Genomic DNA, 18,181 nt, shown 5'->3' with positions numbered 1-18,181 from the left:
CGGGGTAGTCGCTGCCGTGCTCCTGCCCGATGCGGGTGACGTCGCCGCCCTCCTCGTCCAGGGTGATCAGCGGGGTGTCCGCGGCCCGGGCCAGCTCCGCGTTCAGCGCCGTGATCTGCGCCGGGCTGTCGAGGTTGTTGTGGAAGAGACAGACGCCGGAGATACCGTCCGCCAGGCCCTCCAGGATCCAGCGCGGGGCGTGGTGGGACTCGAAGGGCACCAGCAGAGTGGCGTTGGCCAAGCGCGCCAGGGTCGGATCGAGCGACATGACGGACTCCGTTCGGTGAGCACGGGTGCCCCGGGTGAGGGCAGACGAAGAGACGTGAAGGGGTGCGGTGGTGGGGCGCGGGCGCGCCCGAGGCGGGTCCACGGCGCTCCCAGGCGTGGACCCGCCTCGTGGGAAGGAGCGGACGTCAGCCCTTGACGGCGCCCATGGTGAGACCGGAGACCATCCGCCGCTGGACGAACAGGAAGAAGATCATCACCGGGATGGTCAGCAGGGTGGAGGCCGCCATGATGGGGCCCCACTCGGTGCCGAAGCGGCCGAAGTAGTAGGACAGGGTGAGCGGCAGCGTGTAGTTGTCCGTGCTGCGGCCCAGGAAGGTCAGCGCGACGATGAACTCGTTCCACGCGGTGATGAACGCGAAGATGCTCGCCGCGACCAGGCCGGGCGCCACCAGCGGCATGAGGATGCGCCAGAAGATCGTCCACCCGCTCGCGCCGTCGATCGCCGCGGCCTCCTCCAGCTCCTTGGGCACCGCGACGACGAAGCCGCGCAGCATCAGGATCGTGATCGGCAGCGACACCGCCGTGTACACGATGAGCAGGCCGGACAGGTTGCCGAGCAGCTGGGCGCCGGTGGCGTCCGACAGCTGGCGGAAGTTGATGAAGATCGAGATGATCATCGCTTCCATCGGCACCATCTGGATGATGAGCAGCAGGATGATGAACGCGGTCCGCAGTTTGAAGCGGAACCGGGCCACCGCCATCGCGGCCAGCAGCGACAGGAACGCGCCCATCGCGACGGCCCCCAGGGTGACCAGGAGGCTGTTGCCCAGGAACTGCCAGAAGTTCACACCCGGGATGAGCTGCCCGTTGAGGACCCGGTCGAAGTGCATCAGGGTCGGGGCCTGCGGGAAGAACGTCTGGTTGCGGGTGAAGATCTCCCCGACCGGCTTGAACGCCGTGGCGACCATCCAGTAGACGGGGAAGACGGAGAACAGGAAGACGGCGAGGCCGGCCACGTACAGCGGCAGGGAGCGCAGCCGGCGCAGCGGGCTGCGGCGGTAGCCCCCGCGCTTCGGGGCGGCGGTGCTGGTCGCGCTCATCGGGTCTCCCCCTGGCGGATCATGATGCGCAGGTAGTACGCGGTGACGGCGAGGATCATCAGGGTCATCACGACCGCGATCGCCGAGCCCATGCCGTAGTTGGCCGGGCTCGCGCTGAAGCCCTGCTGGTAGATGTAGTAGGAGAGCAGGTAGACGCTCTTGTTCTGGAAGCTGTTCGCCAGGATGTACAGCTGGGTGAACACCCGCAGGTCCCAGATGATCTGCAGGATCAGCAGCAGGGCGAACAGCGGGCGCAGCATCGGGAACGTGACGTTCCAGAAGGACTTCCACGCGGAGGCGCCGTCCATCTTCGCGGCCTCGTACAGCTCGCTCGGGATGCTCTTGAGCCCGGCGAGGACGGAGACGGCCACGAACGGGAACGACTGCCAGACGATGACGGTGATGAGGATCGTGAACAGCGATCCGGGCTGGAGGAACCAGTTGTACTCCAGCCACCCGCTGCCGACGAGCCAGTCGGGCAGCCGGTCCAGCATCACGTTGACCAGGCCCCGCTCGGGCAGGAACAGCCACCGGAAGACCAGGGAGGCGCTCAGCGCCGGGGTGGCCCACGCGAGCATCATGCCGATGGACACGAACGTGGAGAACCACTTGGGCAGCTTGTGCAGCAGGATGCCGACCAGGGTGCCCAGCACCATCGTGATGCCGACCATCAGCACGCAGACGACCACGGTGTTGCGCAGGATCGTCCAGAACTCGGGGTCGGTCAGCAGCCGCTGGTAGTGCGCGAAGTTGTTCCACGCGGGCCCGGGCTGGTTGGGCATGAGGTTGCGCGTGGTGAAGTTGGTGAGCGAGTACCACACCATCTGCACGATCGGCCAGAGCAGCACGACCGCGAGCAGGATCAGTGCCGGAGCGATGAGCAGGTACGGGGTGGGAAGCTTGCGGCGGCGCCGGGGCGCTGACTGGTCGGTCACCGGTGCGGTGTCCTCTTGCCCTCGGTCGGCCGTTCGTTCGACGGTGTGTGCCATGGTCTTCTCAATCGAGGCGTGGTTGCGCCGGGTGGCGGGCGGGGCCCCGGGGGCCCCGCCCGCATACGGCTCTGCGCTGTGAAGAGGAGCTGGCTACTCGACCGGCTCGTTGAGGATGGTGGTCAGCTGCTCGTTGGCGGCGGCCAGGACCTCCTCGGCGTCACCGCCGTTGACGATCTCCAGGACGGCGCCCGGCAGGATCTTGCTGTCCTGGTCGGCCGCGGTCCAGCGCGGGGTGCTCGGGAAGAACTGCGTGTTCTGCATCTGGGTGGCGGCGGCGACGCGGGCCGGGTCCTTCTGGTACTCGTCGCCGGCGAGCAGCTCCGGGTAGGCCGGGAAGAAGCCCGCGACGTCGGCGTAGCCCTTGCCGCCCTCCTCGTCGGCCAGGACGGTCAGCAGCTCGAACGCCAGGTCGGGCTGCTGGGTGGTGCCGAAGACGGCGAGGGCGGAACCGCCGGCGAAGGCCGGGGCGATGCCGTCGGCGCCCGGGATCGGGGCGGCGACGATGTTCTCCAGGATGGCCTCGTCGGCGGCCTGCTCCGCCATGGAGCCCAGCGCCCAGCCGCCGTCGATGTACATGCCGACCTCGCCGTTGGCCATGTCGGCGAGGGGAACGAGCTCGTTCTCACCGACGTAGCTCTGCGGCGAGATGCCGTCGTTGGTCAGGTCGGCGTAGAACTGGACGGCCTCGACGGTGGCGGGGTCGGTGAGGTGGCCCTCCCACTCCCCGTCGGCGTTCTGGGTGGCGATCTGGCCGCCGTTGCTCCAGATGAAGGAGGCGATGCCGTTGGTGAAGTCGGTGGGCGCGGCGAAGCCGGGGACGTCGTACTTCTCGTTGATGTCCTCGGCGACGGTCAGCAGCTCGTCCCAGGTGGTGGGCGGCTCGTGGCCGAGCTCCTGCAGCCAGTCGGCGCGGTAGTACAGGGTGCGGACGCCGGAGAACCACGGAACGCCGTACTGGACACCGTCGAAGGTGCCGTACTCCAGCGCGTTCTGGTCGATCGCGGCGGCGGAGTCCCAGCCGCCGACCTGCTCGGTGATGTCGAGCAGGGCGCCCTGGGAGGCCCAGCCGGCCACCTGGTCGTTGCCGATCTCGATGACGTCGGGGGCGTCACCGCCGGCGATGGCGTTGGTGATGGACTCCTGGGCGTCGGGCCAGGGGATGAACTCGACGTTGACGTCGACGTCCGGGTTGCTCTCCTGGAACCGTGCTTCGGCACCGTCGAAGTACTCGACGATGGCGGGCTGCGAGGTGCCCATGACCCACACGGTCAGGCTGTCGGCGTCACCGCCGCCATTGGAGTCGGAAGCGCCGCCGCCGCAGGCGGCCGCGAGCAGGACCACGGACGTGGCCGCGGCGATCTTGGGGAACCTCATGTTGAACCTATCTCCCTTCGCACGACGCGCCGGTGTCCGACGCCTGTGCTCGAACCGGCCTGGGATGATGGAACGTCATCCCGGTGGCTCGACGTCTCTGTGGGGATGTGCTGGGATAGCACGTTGCCGCCCCGCCGGCGCGGGTACCGGAGGGTCCGGGATGAACTCGGACCTGCCAGGACGTGACCTCCTGTGAGGTTGTGAGCTAAATTAACAGGAAACTTTCCTAATAAAAACAGGGTGAGGTGTCACGGTTATGTCTCAACGTCCGGGGACTCCCCGGCTGCTACGCCAGCTCAACGACCGTGCGGCGCTGGAATTGCTGCTGTCCGCGGGACCGTTGACGCGGACACAGCTGGGTACGAGGACCGGTCTTTCCAAGGTAACCGCGTCACAGCTCCTCGCCCGGTTGGAGGAGCGTGACCTGGTTCGCGTCGTGGGAAGCCAGGCCGGCGGACGGGGCCCCAACGCCGCCCTCTACGCGGTCGTCCCCGAGAGCGCCTACGTCGCGGCCCTGGACGTCAGCGCCCGCCGGGTGACCGCCACGATCGCCGACATCACCGGCCGGATCGTCGGCGACGTCACCGTCGACCCCAGCAGCTCCGACGACCCCGTCGCGCTGGTCCACACGGCCGTGATGCGCCTGGTCGAAACGGCGGAGGTGCCGCTGGACAGGCTTCGTGCCTGCGTCATCGGCACCCCCGGCGTGGTCGACCCGCGGACCGGAGACATCCGCTTTTCCTTCGACCTCATCTCCTGGCACGAGGGCATCCTGGAGGCGCTGCGCACCGACCTCAAGCGGTCGGTGATGATCGAGAACGACGTGAACCTGGCCGCCCTGGCCGAGCACGCCGAGGGCTCCGCCGCCGGGGTCTCGGAGTTCGTGCTCATCTGGCTCAGCGCCGCGGGCGGCGTCGGCATGTCCACCATGATCGACGGGCGCATCCACCGGGGCCGCTCGGGCGGCGCGGGCGAGATCGGCTACCTGCCCGTGCCCGGCGCCCCCATGCCCGGCGACCTGGGCCTGTCCGGCGACTACGAGTCCCTGCGCGACGGCGCCGACCGGGAGCTGCCGCACGGTTTCCAGGCACTGGTCCGGGCCCGCCAGGTGGTCGAGCTGGGCGCCGAGCACGGGGTGCCGGGCGCCAACGTCGTGGAGGTGGTGCGCAGCGCCGCCGCCTCGGGCACCCCCGAGGGCGACGCGTTCCTGGACGCGTTCGCCGAGCGGCTCGCCCGCGGTGTGGCCGCGGTCAGCGTCATCATCGACCCCGGCCTGGTCGTGCTGGGCGGCGACGTCGCCCAGGCGGGCGGGGCCAAGCTCGTCGAGCGGGTGCAGGAGGCGACGGCCCGCATCGCCCCCAACGCCACCGAGGTCGCGCTGGGCGGCGTCGAGGGCGGGCCGGTGGTCCGCGGCGCGCTGCTGCACGCGCTGGAGCACGCCCGCGACGAGGTGTTCTCCTCCACGGTCTAGCGGGGCCGGGAGAACCGGAGGGGCCGGCCGGGGAGGGCCGACCGCTGGCCGGTTGTGGCCACGCCCTCCCCCCGTCGGCGGGGGAGGGCGCGGTGAGGGGGAGGGGCGGCGGGGCGGCGGTCAGGACCCGGCGGCGGCGAAGGAGGCGAACACCTCGTCGACCATCGGCCGGTACTCGTCCCGGTCGTCGACCTCCCCGTTGAACTGCAGGTAGTAGGCCGTGCTGTCGTCCACCACGAGGAACCGCCACACCATCCAGCGGTGCGGCTCCGCCCAGCCCGAGCCGTCCGTGACGAAGGTCGCCTCCATGTCGCTGCCGCGCTGCCCGGCGGGCAGCCCGGTGAGCTCCTCCAGGCCCAGCCGCTCCCAGTCCTCCACGGCGCCGTCCGCCTGGAGGCTCTCCTCCCAGCCGATCTGCATGTCCGAGGTGGTCTGCGCGGCGGACTCCTCGTCCAGGGTGAACACCGTGAAGGTGAACTGGCGTGCGGCGTCGGGGGAGGTGAAGCGGTAGTAGGAGAGGGTGTCGGGGAAGTTCTGCTGCTCGGCGGCGGTGGTGTCCTGCGGCTCCCAGCCGGCGGGGTGGGAGAGGGAGACGTACTCGTTCTCGAAGGGCGTGTAGTCGGAGTCCGGGTCCTGCGACGGGTCGTAGCCGGGATCGGGGGAGGGGTCGGGGGAGGGCTCCGCCCCGGGCCCGGAGGGGAGCGGCTCGGGTCCCTCCCCGTTCGCGGCCCACATCGCCCCGGGCACGATCACGAGCAGGGCCATCAGCCCGAACACCAGCAGCAGGCAGCCGCCGCCCAGGCCCCACCAGAGGCCGGCGCGGGAGGAGCGGACGGCGGGGCGCGGGGCGGTGGGGTGCGGTGTGGAGTGGGCCGGAGCCGAGTGGACCGGCGCGGCGACGTGCATCGGGGTGCCCGGCGCGTACCCGGCGGCGCGCGGGGCGCCGGGGTGCGGGGCCGGGTGGGCGGGCATCCGGTGCGCGGAGGGCGGGGGACCGGCGGCCGCCCGGTGCGGCTGGGGCTGCGGTTGCGATCGGGGTTGCGGCTGGGACTGTGGAACGCCGGGCTGCGGGCGGGGTCCCGGGGCGGGAGCCCCTGAGTTGTGGGCGGCCGTGTGCTGCGCGGTCGGGTGCTGAGCCGCGGGGTGCTGCGCGGTCGGGTTCCGGGCCGCCGGGTTCGGGGTACCCGGGTTCTGGGGGCCCGGGTTCGGTGTGCCCGTGGACGGCGGCAGCGGCGCGGTCGGCTTCGGGGCCGGGGCCGGGGCCGTGGGTGCCGCCGGGTGGGGCGCGGGGGTGTCCAGCAGCTCCAGCGCCCGGTCCGCGGTCAGCCGCCGCCCGGTCTCGCGCACGAGCAGCCCGTTGACCACCGACGCCAACGGCTCCTCGGTCTCCGCCACCGGGATCGGCTGGGCCACGATCGCGCTCAGCGTCGCGGTCAGGCTGTCCCGCTTGAACGGGGAGTCGCCGCTCAGCGCCGCGTACAGGGTGGCGCCCAGGCTCCACAGGTCGGAGGGCTCGGCCACCTGCCCCTGTTCCAGCCGCTCCGGCGCCATGTACTCGGGGGTGCCCACCACCATGCCGGTCCCCGTCAGCGAACTGGACGCGCCCTCCATGAGGTTGGCGATGCCGAAGTCGGTCAGCACCACCCGCTCGCCGTCCGCCGACACCATGATGTTGGCGGGCTTGATGTCGCGGTGCACCACCCCGGCCCGGTGCGCGGCCCGCAGCGCCTCCAGCACCGCCCGCGCGATCGCGGCCACCCGCGCCGGGGGCAGCGGCCCGTGCTCCTCCAGGACCTCCTCCAGCGACGACCCGTCCAGCAGGGCCATCACGATGTAGGGGACCCCGTCCTCCTCCAGCACGTCGTGCACGGTCACCACCGACGGGTGGCCGATCCGGGCCGCGGTGCGGGCCTCGCGCATCATCCGCGCCTTGGCGGTGCGCTGCTCCTCGTCCGACAGGCCGGTGGGCAGGTGCACCTCCTTGATCGCCACCTCGCGTTCCAGGCGGGGGTCGAACGCCTGCCAGACCGTGCCCATGCCGCCGCTGCCCAGCCTGCCGGTCAGCCGGTAGCGGGAGGCGACGATCCGTTCGGTAGGGGGCATGGGGTGCCTTTCACAAGGGGACGCGAGGGGAGCCGGTCTCCTGGTGTGATCGCGCGCGGGCCGTTCCGGTTCTCCCTCCTTGCCTTCCCTCGGACAGGGGCGCTCGTTGCCCCGGGCGGGGTCAGCCCGTCGGGCGGACCATGGCCACCCGCGGCCGCACCCGGATCGGCTCCTCCTGCTCCCACAGCGCCCGCAGGCCCGGGCCCCACGCGTCCGGGGGCAGTACCGCGAACCCGCGGGCCGCGTACCAGGGGCCGTTCCAGGGCAGGTCGCGGAAGGTGGTCAGGGTCACCCGGGGCGATCCGGCGGCGGCGGCGCCGGCGCACACCGCCTCCAGCAGGGCCGACCCCACCCCGCGCCGCCCGTGGTCGGGGTGTACGGCCACCTGTTCCAGGTGCACGCCCCCGTCCAGCGGCAGGGTGGCGGCCAGCCCCAGCACCGCGCCGCCGTCCACCGCGACCAGGACCCGGTCGGCGTGGTCGAACAGCTCGCGCGGGTCGTCCGGCGGCAGCACCACCCCGGCCTGCGCGAACAGCGTGTCGGCGGCCAGCGACGCCGCCACCGCGCCCGCCTCGTCCGCGGGCCCCATCGGTCTGATCTCCATCACGGTCCCCCTTTTGTCGGCGCCCGCCATCATGCCCGGGGGCGGGCGCCGCCACCAGGGATTTTCACGGGCGCAGCCGCAGCCCCCTGGGGGTGACGTGGAACCCGGCGGACACCAGGGCGGCGTCCAGCGGCGTTCCGAACACCTCCGCCCCGTCGACCCGCTCCACCGTGACCGCGCCCAGCGCGCCGGTGCGCACCACCTCGGCCAGCGCCGCCGCGGCCCGGGCCAGCTCGCCGGGGGTCGCGCCCAGGGTGAGCACCGAGCGCCCGCCCCGGCCCGTGTACAGGGTGGGCCGCCCGTCGTCGACGACCACCACGGCGCCCGCCGCGCGGGCCGGGCGGCCGCCCGCGTCCCCGTCGGGCCAGGGCAGGTCGCGGCCGAACGGGTTGGCCGGGTCGTCGGCGGCCAGCACCACCGGCGCCACCGCGCCGCCCTGGTTCTCCCCGGACAGCGCCCGCAGCCGGTCCACCGCGCCGGGCAGCGCGAACTGGGCGCCGCCCAGCCCGGCCACGAAGTAGCCGCGGCGCACCCGCCCGGCCTCCTCCATCGAACGCAGCACCCGGTACTCGTCCGGGGAGATGCCGCCGCCCTGCCAGCCCTTGACCAGCAGTCCCTGCCGCTCCAGCCGGGCCCGCACCGACGCCAGCACCCGCCGGGTGGGGTCGGGCTCCCGGTCGGGCAGCACCGACCAGCGGCCCGCCGCCGTCGGCGGCCCCGACCGGGTGGGCAGCACCGCTCGCCGGGCCCGGCCCGCGCGCGGCGGGCGCGGGGCCCGCACCGGGCCGCCGGTGCCCAGCAGGGCGCGGACCGGGGCGAGGGTGTCGTTGGCGACCACGCCGTTCCAGGCCAGGGTCCACAGCGCCGCCACCAGGTCGGTGTCGGCGGGCGCACCGATGCCGCCGTCGCGCGTCACCCGGTCGGCGAGGTCGCGGAAGAACAGCGCCCCGCCCTCGCGCAGCGCCGACAGCACCGCGTGCTCCACCGAGTCCTCGGCGGGGAGCATCGGGTCGGGGGCCAGCGTCTCCACCTCGTCCGCCGGGAGCAGGACGATCCGCCCGTCCCCGCCGGGCAGCGGGCCGGCGCCCGCCCACACCACCTCCCCGGCCTGGGTGAGCTCGTCCAGCATCCGCGGCTCGTAGCCCGCCACCCGGGCGGGCAGCACCAGCGACTCCAGCGCCGAGGCGGGGACGGGGGCGCCGCGCAGCGACTCCACGGCCTCGAACACGGCGTCCGGCCCGCTCCGGCGTTCGCCGGGCACGGCCCGCTGCCAGGCGGGGGAGAACCGGGCCAGCGCCGCCGGGTCGACCGGCTCCACCTCCGCCCGCAGCCGGGCGATCGAGCCGCGCCGCAGGCGGCGCAGCACGTCGGTGTCGCACCACTCCGTTCCGCTGCCGCCGGGGCGGAAGCCGCCGCGCGAGGCCCGGCCCTCCCGGGCCAGCGCCCGCAGCACCCCGGTGACGGTGTCCTCGCCCAGGCCCAGCCGCGCGGCGGCCTCACCCGCGGTGAACGGCCCGTGCGTGCGCGCGTACCGGGAGACCAGGTCGCGCAGCGGGTCGGCCACGGGTTCGAGGAGCGCCGCCGGGACGCCCGGTGGCGCCGCCACCCCCAGCGCGTCCCGCAGCCGCGCGACGTCCTCCACCGCACACCACCGCTCCACCGGGCCGGGGGCAGGGGCGGCGTCCCGTGCCGCCGAGCCGGAGTCGGCGGCGGTGTGCTCTGCGGCGGCGTTCGCCTCCACCGGGCCGTGGTCGGCGGCGGGCACGGGCGGCTCCGCCGGGCCGGGACCAGTGGCGGCGTCCGGCAACGCAGAGGCGCCGCCCCCGGCGGTCCCGCCGGGCAGGGGCGGCCCCACCGGGGCACCGTCAGCGGGTGCGGCGGGGGGCTCGACGGTGCCGGGGAGGGGCATGCGGACCAGCCGGCCGGCCTCCTCCAGGGCGGCCAACCATTCCGGGTGGACGCCGCGGGCGGCCGCTTCCCCCGTGGTCAGCGGGCCGAGTTCGCGCAGCAGGTCGGCGGCGCCCTCCTCGTCGCGGACCGGGGCGGCGGTGCGCTGGAGCAGCCCGTCGACCTCCGCCACCACGTCCGGGTCGAGCAGGTCCCGCAGGTCGGTGCGGCCCAGCAGGTCCGACAGCAGCGACGGGTCCAGGGCCAGCGCACCGGCGCGCGCCTCGGCGGCCGGGACGTCCCCCTCGTACAGGAACGCCGCCGTGTACTCCATCAGCAGCGACCGGGCGAAGGGCGAGGCCCGGTCGGTCTCCACCTCCACCACCCGCACCTCGCGCGAGCGCACCCCGCGCAGCACCCCCGCCAGCGCGGGCACGTCGAACAGGTCCTGCAAGCACTCGCGCGCCGTCTCCAGCACGATCGGGAACGACCCGTAGCGGCCCGCCACCGACAGCAGGTGCGAGGCGCGCAGCCGCTGCTGCCACAGCGGCATCCGCCGGTCCGGGCGCTGGCGGGGCAGCAGCAGCGCGCGGGCCGCGCACTCGCGGAACCGGGAGGCGAACAGCGCCGACCCGGTGAGTTCGTCGGTGACCACCGCCTCCACCGTCTCGGGGTCCACCGCCACCAGCTCGGCCAGCACCCCGGGCTCGTCCAGCCCGCCCACGGTGTCGGGCAGGTTCAGAACAATCCCGTCGTCGCCGTGCAGCACCCGGCTCTCCACCCCGTACCGCTCGCGGATCCGCGCCGCGACCGCCAGCGCCCACGGCGCGTGCACCCGGTCGCCCAGCGGCGAGTGGACCACCACCCGGCGGTCGCCCACCTGGTCGCGGAACCGCTCGATGACGACCGTGCGGTCGTCGGGCACGTGCCCGGTCGCCTCCCGCTGGTCGGCGACGTAGGCGGCCAGGTTGCGGGCCGCCCACGGGTCCAGCCCCGCGAACCCGGCCACCGCCTGCCCGGGGTCCTCGCCCAGGCGGCGCACCGCCGCGCCGATGGCCCGGCCCAGCTCCACCGGGCGGCCCTGGGCGTCGGCCTTCCAGAACGGCATCCGGCCCGGGCGGCCCGGGGCCGGGGACACCAGCACCCGGTCGGCGGTGATCCCCTCGATCCGCCAGGAGGAGGAGCCCAGGACGAACACGTCGCCCACCCGGGACTCGTACACCATCTCCTCGTCCAGCTCGCCGACCCGAGTCGGTGCCCGGCTCGTCCCTTCCTGCGTTCCGGCCAGGTGCACGGTGTACATGCCCCGGTCCGGGATGGTGCCCCCGGCCACCACCGCCAGCCGCTGGGCGTCCGGCCGGGCCCGCAGCACGTCGGCCTGGCGGTCCCACACCAGGCGCGGCCGCAGCTCGGCGAACTCGTCGGAGGGGTAGCGGCCCGACAGCATGTCCAGCACCGACTCCAGTACGCTGTCCGCCAGCCCGGCGAACGGCGCGGCCCGCCGCAGCACCGCGGCCAGCTCCGCCACCGGCCACTCGTCCATCGCGACCATCGCCACGATCTGCTGGGCCAGCACGTCCAGCGGCGACCGGGGCATGCGCAGCGGCTCGATGTCGCCCGCGCGCATCCGCTCCACCGCCACCGCCGTGGTGAGCAGGTCGCCGCGGAACGCCGGGAGGAACACCCCGCGCGAGGTGCCGCCCACCTGGTGCCCCGCCCGGCCCACCCGCTGGAGCCCGGAGGCCACCGACGGCGGCGCTGCCACCTGCACCACCAGGTCCACCGCGCCCATGTCCACGCCCAGCTCCAGGCTGGAGGTGGCCACCACGCAGCGCAGCCGCCCCGCCTTGAGGTCGTCCTCCACCACGGCCCGCTCGGACTTGGACATCGAGCCGTGGTGGGCGCGGGCGATCAGCGGCGCGGCGCCCCGGCTGCTCCCGGACTGGGCGATGACGAACGCCGGGACCTCCTCGGGCGGCGGCTCCAGGCCGAGGCGTTCGGCGTACAGGTCGTTGAGGCGGGCGCACAGCCGCTCGGCGGTGCGCCGGCCGTTGGTGAACACGATGGTGGACCGGTGCTCCTCCACCAGGTCCAGCACCCGCTGCTCCAGGTGCGGCCACAGGGAGCCGCCGCCGGAGGGGGGACCCGTGGCGGGGGTGGCGCTCAGCGAGACGGGGGCCGGGGGCGCGGGCGCTTCGAACGGCTCGACCTCCGCACCCGTCTCCTCCGCCGCCTCCTCGGCTTCGGCGGCCTCCAGGGCCCGGGGCGCGGGCAGGTCCGGCTCGTCCATGTCGAACACCGGCACCGCCACGCTCAGATCCAGGTGCGGGGCGTCCGGCGGGGCCACGATGTCGGCGCCGCCCAGGAACTCCGCCACGGTCTCCGCGGGGCGCACCGTCGCCGACAGCCCGATCCGCAGGGTGCGCCGGTCCACCAGCTCCTCCAGCCGCTCCAGGCTCAGGGCCAGGTGGGCGCCGCGCTTGGTGCCCGCCAGGGCGTGCACCTCGTCCACGATCACGGTCTCCACGCCGGTCAGCCCCTCGCGGGCCCTGGAGGTGAGCACCAGGAACAGTGATTCGGGGGTGGTGATGAGGATGTCCGGCGGCCGGGTGGCCATCCGCCGCCGCTCGTCCGCCGGGGTGTCGCCGGTGCGCACGCCCACCGTCACCGGGGACACCGGGGCGCCCAGCTCCGCGGCGGCCGCCGAGATGCCCGCCAGCGGGGCGCGCAGGTTGCGTTCGACGTCCACGGCCAGCGCCTTGAGCGGTGAGACGTACAGCACCCGGCAGCGCCGCGCCGGGTCCGCCGGGACCGGGGAGGCGAGCAGCCGGTCCAGCGACCACAGGAACGCCGCCAGGGTCTTGCCCGAGCCGGTCGGGGCCACCACCAGGGTGTCGCGCCCGCCCGCGACCGACGCCCACGCGCCCTCCTGCGCCGGGGTCGGGCCGCCGGGGAAGGCGTGTTCGAACCAGGCCCGGGTGGCGGGGCCGAAAGTGGAGGGTGTCATCGGTCCAGTCTGCCCTGCGGGGGCGACGATTCCGGGGAGGCCGCGGCCCGCGGACAACGGCCCCGGCGGCCTGTGGACAACGGCCGACACCGGACCGGGGGATCGACGATACTGGGGCCGATGAGACTGACTGTTTTCTGGCGCAACATGTACGAGCAGTTCGGCGAGGCGTACGCGCAGAGCCTGGCCAAGGACTACGTGATCGAGGGGCTGGGCTCGCGCACCGTCGAGGGCGCGCTCGCCGACGGGGTCGCCGCCAAGGAGGTCTGGCGGGCCGTCTGCGACGCGTTCGACCTCCCGACGGCGGCGCGCTGACCACACACAAGAGGGGGGACGCGTTTTCGCGTTCGACCGGAAATCGAACATGGGTTCGGGTAGGCTGGGGTTGTCCACAGGCCGACGCCGGACACCGCGATTGTCGGACCGACCGCGTAGCGTCGTGCACATCATGAAGAAGAAGGCATCGACCCAACAGGGGTATCCCGTGGCATCTGGAGACCGAGAGAAGGCTCTCGAAACCGCCCTCGCGCAGATCGAGCGGCAGTTCGGCAAGGGCTCCGTCATGCGCCTGGGCGACGACGACCGTCCGCCCATCGAGGCCATCCCCACCGGGGCGATCGCCCTCGACGTGGCCCTGGGCATCGGCGGCATCCCGCGCGGGCGCATCGTCGAGATCTACGGCCCCGAGTCCAGCGGTAAGACCACCGTCGCGCTGCACGCGGTGGCCAACGCGCAGAAGCTCGGCGGCATCGCCGCGTTCGTCGACGCCGAGCACGCGCTGGACCCCGAGTACGCCAAGAAGATCGGTGTCGACACCGACAACCTGCTGCTCTCCCAGCCCGACACCGGCGAGCAGGCGCTGGAGATCGTCGACATGCTGATCCGCTCCGGCGCGGTCTCCATCATCGTCATCGACTCCGTGGCGGCCCTGGTGCCCCGCGCCGAGATCGAGGGCGAGATGGGCGACAGCCACGTCGGCCTGCAGGCCCGGCTCATGTCGCAGGCGCTGCGCAAGATCGCCGGCGCGCTCAACCAGACCGGCACCACCGCGATCTTCATCAACCAGCTGCGCGAGAAGGTCGGCGTGATGTTCGGCTCCCCGGAGACCACCAGCGGTGGCCGGGCGCTCAAGTTCTACTCGTCGGTGCGCCTGGACGTGCGCCGCATCGAGACCCTCAAGGACGGCACCGACGCGGTCGGCAACCGCACCCGCGTCAAGGTCGTCAAGAACAAGGTGGCGCCGCCCTTCAAGCAGGCCGAGTTCGACATCCTGTACGGGGTGGGCGTCTCCCGCGAGGGCAGCCTCATCGACCTGGGCGTGGAGCACGGCATCGTGCGCAAGTCGGGCGCCTGGTACACCTACGACGGCACCCAGCTCGGCCAGGGCAAGGAGAACGCGCGCAACTTCCTGCGCGACAACTCCGACATCGCCAACGAGGTCGAGAAGAAGATCAAGGAGAAGCTGGGCGTCTCCACCGGCGACGACAGCGCCTCGGGCCCCGAGGCGGACCCCAAGGCGGCCGCCGCCGACAAGGCCCCCGCCGCCGCGGCTCCGGTGGCCGAGGCCAAGGCCCCGGCCAAGAAGGCACCGGCCAAGACCACCACCGCCAAGGCGCCCGCGACGGATGCGTGAGGCCGACACCCCGCCGGACGGTGACGACGGCTCCGAGGCCGCACCGGCCGCCGGCGGGGAGAAGGCACTGAACAGGGCCCGCACCCTGGCCCTGCGCATGCTCGCGCACAAGCCGCGCACCGCCGCGCAGCTGGAGGCGGGTCTGCTGCGCCGTGGCCACGAGGAGGAGATCGTGGCCACGGTCATGGACGAGTGCACCCGCGCGGGGCTGGTGGACGACGCCGTCTTCTCCCGCGCCTGGGTGAGCTCGCGCCACCACGGCCGGGGGCTGTCCCGCGCCGCGCTCACCCGTGAGCTGCGCACCCGCGGCGTGGCCGAGGAGACCGTCCGCGACGCGGTCGCCGAACTCGGCGACGAGGAGGAGGCGGCCGCCGCCCGGGCCCTGGCCCGGCGCAGCCTCGCCGGCAGCCGCGGCCGCGAACGCGAGACCCGCGTCCGCCGCGCCCTGGGCGTGCTCGCCCGCAAGGGCTACGGCGGCGGCCTGTCCTACCGCATCGTCCGCGAGGAACTGGAGTCCGAGGGCATCGACACCGACCTGGAGGAACCCCCGGAGTAGGCCCCGCCGGGGTGGGCGTATCGCCCCGTGTGGGCTGCCGGGGAACGGGACCGGTACGGCGCGGACCGAAGGTGTCGGCGGTGGTCCGCTCGGACCACGGCCCGCCGGGGTGGACGTATCGCCCCGCGTGGACGGCCGGGTACACCGCGCCGTGCACAGGACCGGTACGGACCGGATCGCAGCCTGCCGCAGCGCGCATGGGTGGATCGGTGCGGGCCGACGACATGACCGGGAGCCCCCGAAGGGACGTGTGCCGGGGCGGCGGACACGGCGGGTGGCGTGAGGAGAGGACAGCACATGACCGAGGAGGTCATTCCGATTCTGCGGGTGGCCGACGCCGCCGCGGCGGCGCGGTGGTATGCCCGCCTGGGCTTCGAGTTCGGCTGGGAGCACCGGTTCGAGCCGGGGCTGCCGGCCTTCGTCGAGGTGCACCGGGGGCGGGTGAGGCTGTTCCTGTCCGAGCACACCCAGGACGCCCGGCCGGACACCCTGGTCTACCTGCGGCTGAACGATATCGACGCGGTCGCCGCCGAGTTCGGCGTTCCGGTCGAGGAGGCGCCGTGGGGCCGCGAGCTGGCGCTGCGCGACCCCGACGGCAACCGGCTGCGGGTCGGCGAGCCGACCGGCTGACCGCTCAGTGGCCGGGGGCGGACTCGGGCTCCGGGGCCCCGTCGGTGCCGTCCAGGACCGCGGAGGCGGACACGTCGCCCGGCGGGGTCCGGAGCGGCTCGGCCTCGTCCGCGGCCTCCGGCTCGGGCTCCGGGCGCGGGGCGGGCGGCTCGGCGGCCAGCTCCAGCGGCGGCACGTCCGCCGCGAACCCGAACACCCGCGCGTACAGCCCCAGCTCGGCCTCCAGCGACTCCCTGCGCGCCCTCTCCCCGGTGAACCCGTGCGCCTCGCCCTCGAACTCCAGCAGCGCGTACGGCACCTTGCGCTCACCCAGCGCCGTCGCCATGGCGAACGCCTGGTCCGGCGTCACCACCGGGTCCTCCAGACCCTGGAGCAGCAGCACCGGCACGTCGATCTCCGCGGTCCGGTTGATCGGCGACCGCTCCCGATACCGCTCCACGAACCCCGGCAGCAGGCCCACCAGCGTGTCCAAGAACCGCGACTCGAAGTCGTGGGTGGTGCGCACCAGGCCCAGCAGGTCGGTCACCCCGAAGTAGGACACCCCGCAGGCGAACACGTCCCCGGTGACCGCCACCAGCGCCGTGTACCCGCCCGCGCTCGGCCCGCGCACCGCCAGCCGCTCCGGGTCGGCCTCGCCCCGCTCCACCAGGGCCCGGGCCACCGCGGTGACGTCCTCGACGTCCACCACGCCCCACTCCTTGTGCAGGCGCTTGCGGTAGGAGCGCCCGTACCCGGTGGACCCGGCGTAGTTGACGTCCACCACGCCGATGCCCCGGCTGGTGAAGTAGGCCTTGAGCGGGTCGAACGCGGTGGTGGCGTGCGACACCGGGCCGCCGTGCACCCACACCGCGTACGGGGCCGGGCCCCGTGCCGTGTGCTCGGGGTGGGTCGGCGGGTAGACGTTGGCGTGCACCGGGGCGCCGTAGCGGCCCGGGAACGTGGTCTTGTGCGGGATCGGCAGGTAGGCGGCGTCGGGCACCGACTCCATCGATCCGCGCAGCACCTCCACCCGCCCGGTCGCCGGGTCCAGCCGCACCAGCGACTGCGGCACGGTCGGCGAGGCCGCCACGCCCACCACGGTGCGCCCGTCGGTGTCCAGCATCGACCAGGTCGTCAGGTCGGTGTCGACCGGCACCAGGTCCAGGGTGTCGGGGTCGTACACGGCCGGCACCATGTCGGCGTCGCCGTGCAGCACCACCAGCCTCCCCGAGTCCAGCAGGCAGAACGACCGGTCGCCCAGGCGCCCCGGCGGGGTGTGGAACTCCTCCTCGGCCGGGTACTGGGCGACCGCCGGGCCGAACAGCCCCACCCGGTACAGGTTCCAGAAGCCGGGCCAGTCCGAGGCCGCGTACAGGGACGAGTCGTCGATCCACACGGGGGAGACCACCGACTCCTCCGAGGAGCCCTTGAGCGTGTACTCCCCGCTCAGCCCGTCCCCGTCGAACAGGCCCATCCGCAGCTCGGTCCCGTCCCAGGGCATCTTGGGGTGGTTCCACCGCACGTACGCCAGCCGGGTCCCGTCGGGGGAGGGGGTGGGGGAGGCGTAGAAGTCGGCGCCCGACACGATCTCGCGCACGGCGGAGGCGTCGGAGGCGCCCCGGCCCGACAGCGGCACCGACACGATCGACCGCCGCACCGTGCCCCCGGCGTGCTGCTCGCGCACGCACAGGACGCTGCGGCCGTCGGGACCCAGGACCGGCTCGGCGTAGCGCAGCGCGGCGGGCGCGTCCGGCTCGGGGGTGAGCGGCACCGGCTGGGCGGCACCGTGTTCCAGCAGGTACAGGCGCTGGTCGGGGGAGTTCACGAAGACGACGCCCATGCGCACGAGCGCCTTGTCGTCGCGCCGGGGCACGGGGCGGAAGGCCCGGCCGCCGTATTCGTGCACGCGGCTGCCCACGCTCCACGGGGCGGCCAGCAGCTCGGTCAGGGTGCCGTCCGCGCCGCGCCGCATGATGGTCCGGCGGCCCTCCTCCGGCCTGCTCTCCTCCCACCACACCTCGTCGCCCACGACGGAGGGGAAGGCGAGGGCGCGCACCCCCCGGGCGACGTCGGCGGCGCTGATGGGCGATGGCCAGGAGCCGTGGCTCGACAGTTCAGACATATCCCGCTCAGGATGGGTCGTGGGGTGGATCGGATGACATGTCGACCTTAGTCCTCGTGGGGCCGCATGTGCAGTCCCACCGGATCCCGTGTCCGTCTTGTAAGGGTTCGTCCGTGCACGTGGGGAGCGAACGCCGACGGCCCCGCCCACCAGGGGACGGGGCCGTCGATCGGGCACCGTGAACGTTCCGCCGGAACGCCCTAGGTGTATTGACCTGAGAGGTTAGGTACGCGGGAAGCGGGAGGGCCGCTGATCGCGGTGTGGAACCGGTGGTGATTGTAGTGGTGCAACCACCCCGTGAACGCCTCCCGCTTCTCGCTCTCGCTGGTGTAGGGGCGGGCGTGGGCCCATTCCTCGACCAGGATGCGGTTGAACCGCTCGACCTTGCCGTTGGTCTGGGGACGGTAGGGGCGGGTGCGCTTGTGCTTGATGCCCTGGCCGGCCAGCAGGTCCCGCCAGGCGTGGGACTTGTAGCAGGACCCGTTGTCGGTCAGC

13 protein-coding genes and 1 pseudogene are annotated in these 18,181 nt (G+C 73.7%); 5 read left to right on the top strand and 9 right to left on the bottom strand.

Going from position 1 to position 18,181, the window contains the following annotated elements:
- From ACJOT3_RS20140 to ACJOT3_RS20125, 4 genes and pseudogenes are all read right to left on the bottom strand, one after another.
- Positions 1-268 (bottom strand): annotated as a pseudogene (locus ACJOT3_RS20140) (glycoside hydrolase family 3 protein); the annotation flags it as partial.
- Between the two features lie 145 nt (positions 269-413).
- On the bottom strand, positions 414-1,328 hold the full coding sequence (locus ACJOT3_RS20135; protein ID WP_406974468.1) for a carbohydrate ABC transporter permease: 915 nt from the start codon (positions 1,326-1,328) through the stop codon (positions 414-416).
- A complete protein-coding gene (locus tag ACJOT3_RS20130) occupies positions 1,325-2,317 on the bottom strand; it encodes a carbohydrate ABC transporter permease (RefSeq protein WP_406974466.1) in 993 nt (330 codons plus the stop codon). The genes ACJOT3_RS20135 and ACJOT3_RS20130 overlap by 4 nt, the downstream gene beginning before the upstream one ends.
- 93 nt (positions 2,318-2,410) lie before the next feature.
- Positions 2,411-3,694, bottom strand: a complete 1,284-nt coding sequence (locus ACJOT3_RS20125; protein WP_406974464.1) for an extracellular solute-binding protein — start codon at positions 3,692-3,694, stop codon at positions 2,411-2,413.
- Positions 3,695-3,950: 256 nt separating this feature from the next.
- Here ACJOT3_RS20125 and ACJOT3_RS20120 point away from each other — a divergent pair, with 256 nt between their 5' ends.
- The gene (locus tag ACJOT3_RS20120) at positions 3,951-5,165 is read left to right on the top strand and encodes an ROK family transcriptional regulator (protein ID WP_406974463.1); all 1,215 of its coding nucleotides are present in this window, start codon (positions 3,951-3,953) and stop codon (positions 5,163-5,165) included.
- Positions 5,166-5,285: 120 nt separating this feature from the next.
- On the opposite strand, the gene ACJOT3_RS20115 is transcribed toward ACJOT3_RS20120, so the two are convergent.
- The 3 genes from ACJOT3_RS20115 to ACJOT3_RS20105 all read right to left on the bottom strand — a co-directional run bounded on the left by ACJOT3_RS20115 (position 5,286) and on the right by ACJOT3_RS20105 (position 12,766).
- Positions 5,286-7,268 carry a serine/threonine-protein kinase gene (locus tag ACJOT3_RS20115; protein ID WP_406974461.1) on the bottom strand — a complete coding sequence of 661 codons (1,983 nt, stop codon included), beginning with the start codon at positions 7,266-7,268 and terminating at the stop codon, positions 5,286-5,288.
- Between the two features lie 121 nt (positions 7,269-7,389).
- A complete protein-coding gene (locus ACJOT3_RS20110; RefSeq protein WP_406974470.1) occupies positions 7,390-7,857 on the bottom strand; it encodes a GNAT family N-acetyltransferase in 468 nt (155 codons plus the stop codon).
- Between the two features lie 79 nt (positions 7,858-7,936).
- Positions 7,937-12,766: a DEAD/DEAH box helicase gene (locus ACJOT3_RS20105; protein WP_406974459.1), complete on the bottom strand. Its 4,830-nt coding sequence runs from the start codon at positions 12,764-12,766 to the stop codon at positions 7,937-7,939.
- A gap of 120 nt (positions 12,767-12,886) precedes the next feature.
- Here ACJOT3_RS20105 and ACJOT3_RS20100 point away from each other — a divergent pair, with 120 nt between their 5' ends.
- The 4 genes from ACJOT3_RS20100 (at position 12,887) to ACJOT3_RS20085 (ending at position 15,585) form a co-directional block, all read left to right on the top strand.
- Positions 12,887-13,081: a DUF3046 domain-containing protein gene (locus tag ACJOT3_RS20100; protein WP_406974458.1), complete on the top strand. Its 195-nt coding sequence runs from the start codon at positions 12,887-12,889 to the stop codon at positions 13,079-13,081.
- Between the two features lie 169 nt (positions 13,082-13,250).
- Positions 13,251-14,399 carry a recombinase RecA gene (gene recA, locus ACJOT3_RS20095; protein ID WP_406974456.1) on the top strand — a complete coding sequence of 383 codons (1,149 nt, stop codon included), beginning with the start codon at positions 13,251-13,253 and terminating at the stop codon, positions 14,397-14,399.
- On the top strand, positions 14,392-14,955 hold the full coding sequence (locus ACJOT3_RS20090) for a regulatory protein RecX (RefSeq protein ID WP_406974455.1): 564 nt from the start codon (positions 14,392-14,394) through the stop codon (positions 14,953-14,955). Before recA ends, ACJOT3_RS20090 begins: the two co-directional genes overlap by 8 nt.
- Before the next feature lie 297 nt (positions 14,956-15,252).
- On the top strand, positions 15,253-15,585 hold the full coding sequence (locus ACJOT3_RS20085; RefSeq protein WP_406974453.1) for a glyoxalase superfamily protein: 333 nt from the start codon (positions 15,253-15,255) through the stop codon (positions 15,583-15,585).
- 4 nt (positions 15,586-15,589) lie between these two features.
- On the opposite strand, the gene ACJOT3_RS20080 is transcribed toward ACJOT3_RS20085, so the two are convergent.
- Both ACJOT3_RS20080 and ACJOT3_RS20075 read right to left on the bottom strand, forming a co-directional pair.
- The gene (locus tag ACJOT3_RS20080) at positions 15,590-17,686 is read right to left on the bottom strand and encodes a S9 family peptidase (protein WP_406974451.1); all 2,097 of its coding nucleotides are present in this window, start codon (positions 17,684-17,686) and stop codon (positions 15,590-15,592) included.
- A gap of 200 nt (positions 17,687-17,886) precedes the next feature.
- A partial coding sequence (locus tag ACJOT3_RS20075) for an integrase core domain-containing protein (RefSeq protein ID WP_406974449.1) occupies positions 17,887-18,181 on the bottom strand: 295 nt, incomplete at its 5' end.

The sequence above is a fragment of the Nocardiopsis protaetiae genome (assembly GCF_045446735.1).
Classification (GTDB): Bacteria; Actinomycetota; Actinomycetes; order Streptosporangiales; family Streptosporangiaceae; genus Nocardiopsis; species Nocardiopsis protaetiae.
This window is presented reverse-complemented; position numbering and strand designations above follow the sequence as displayed.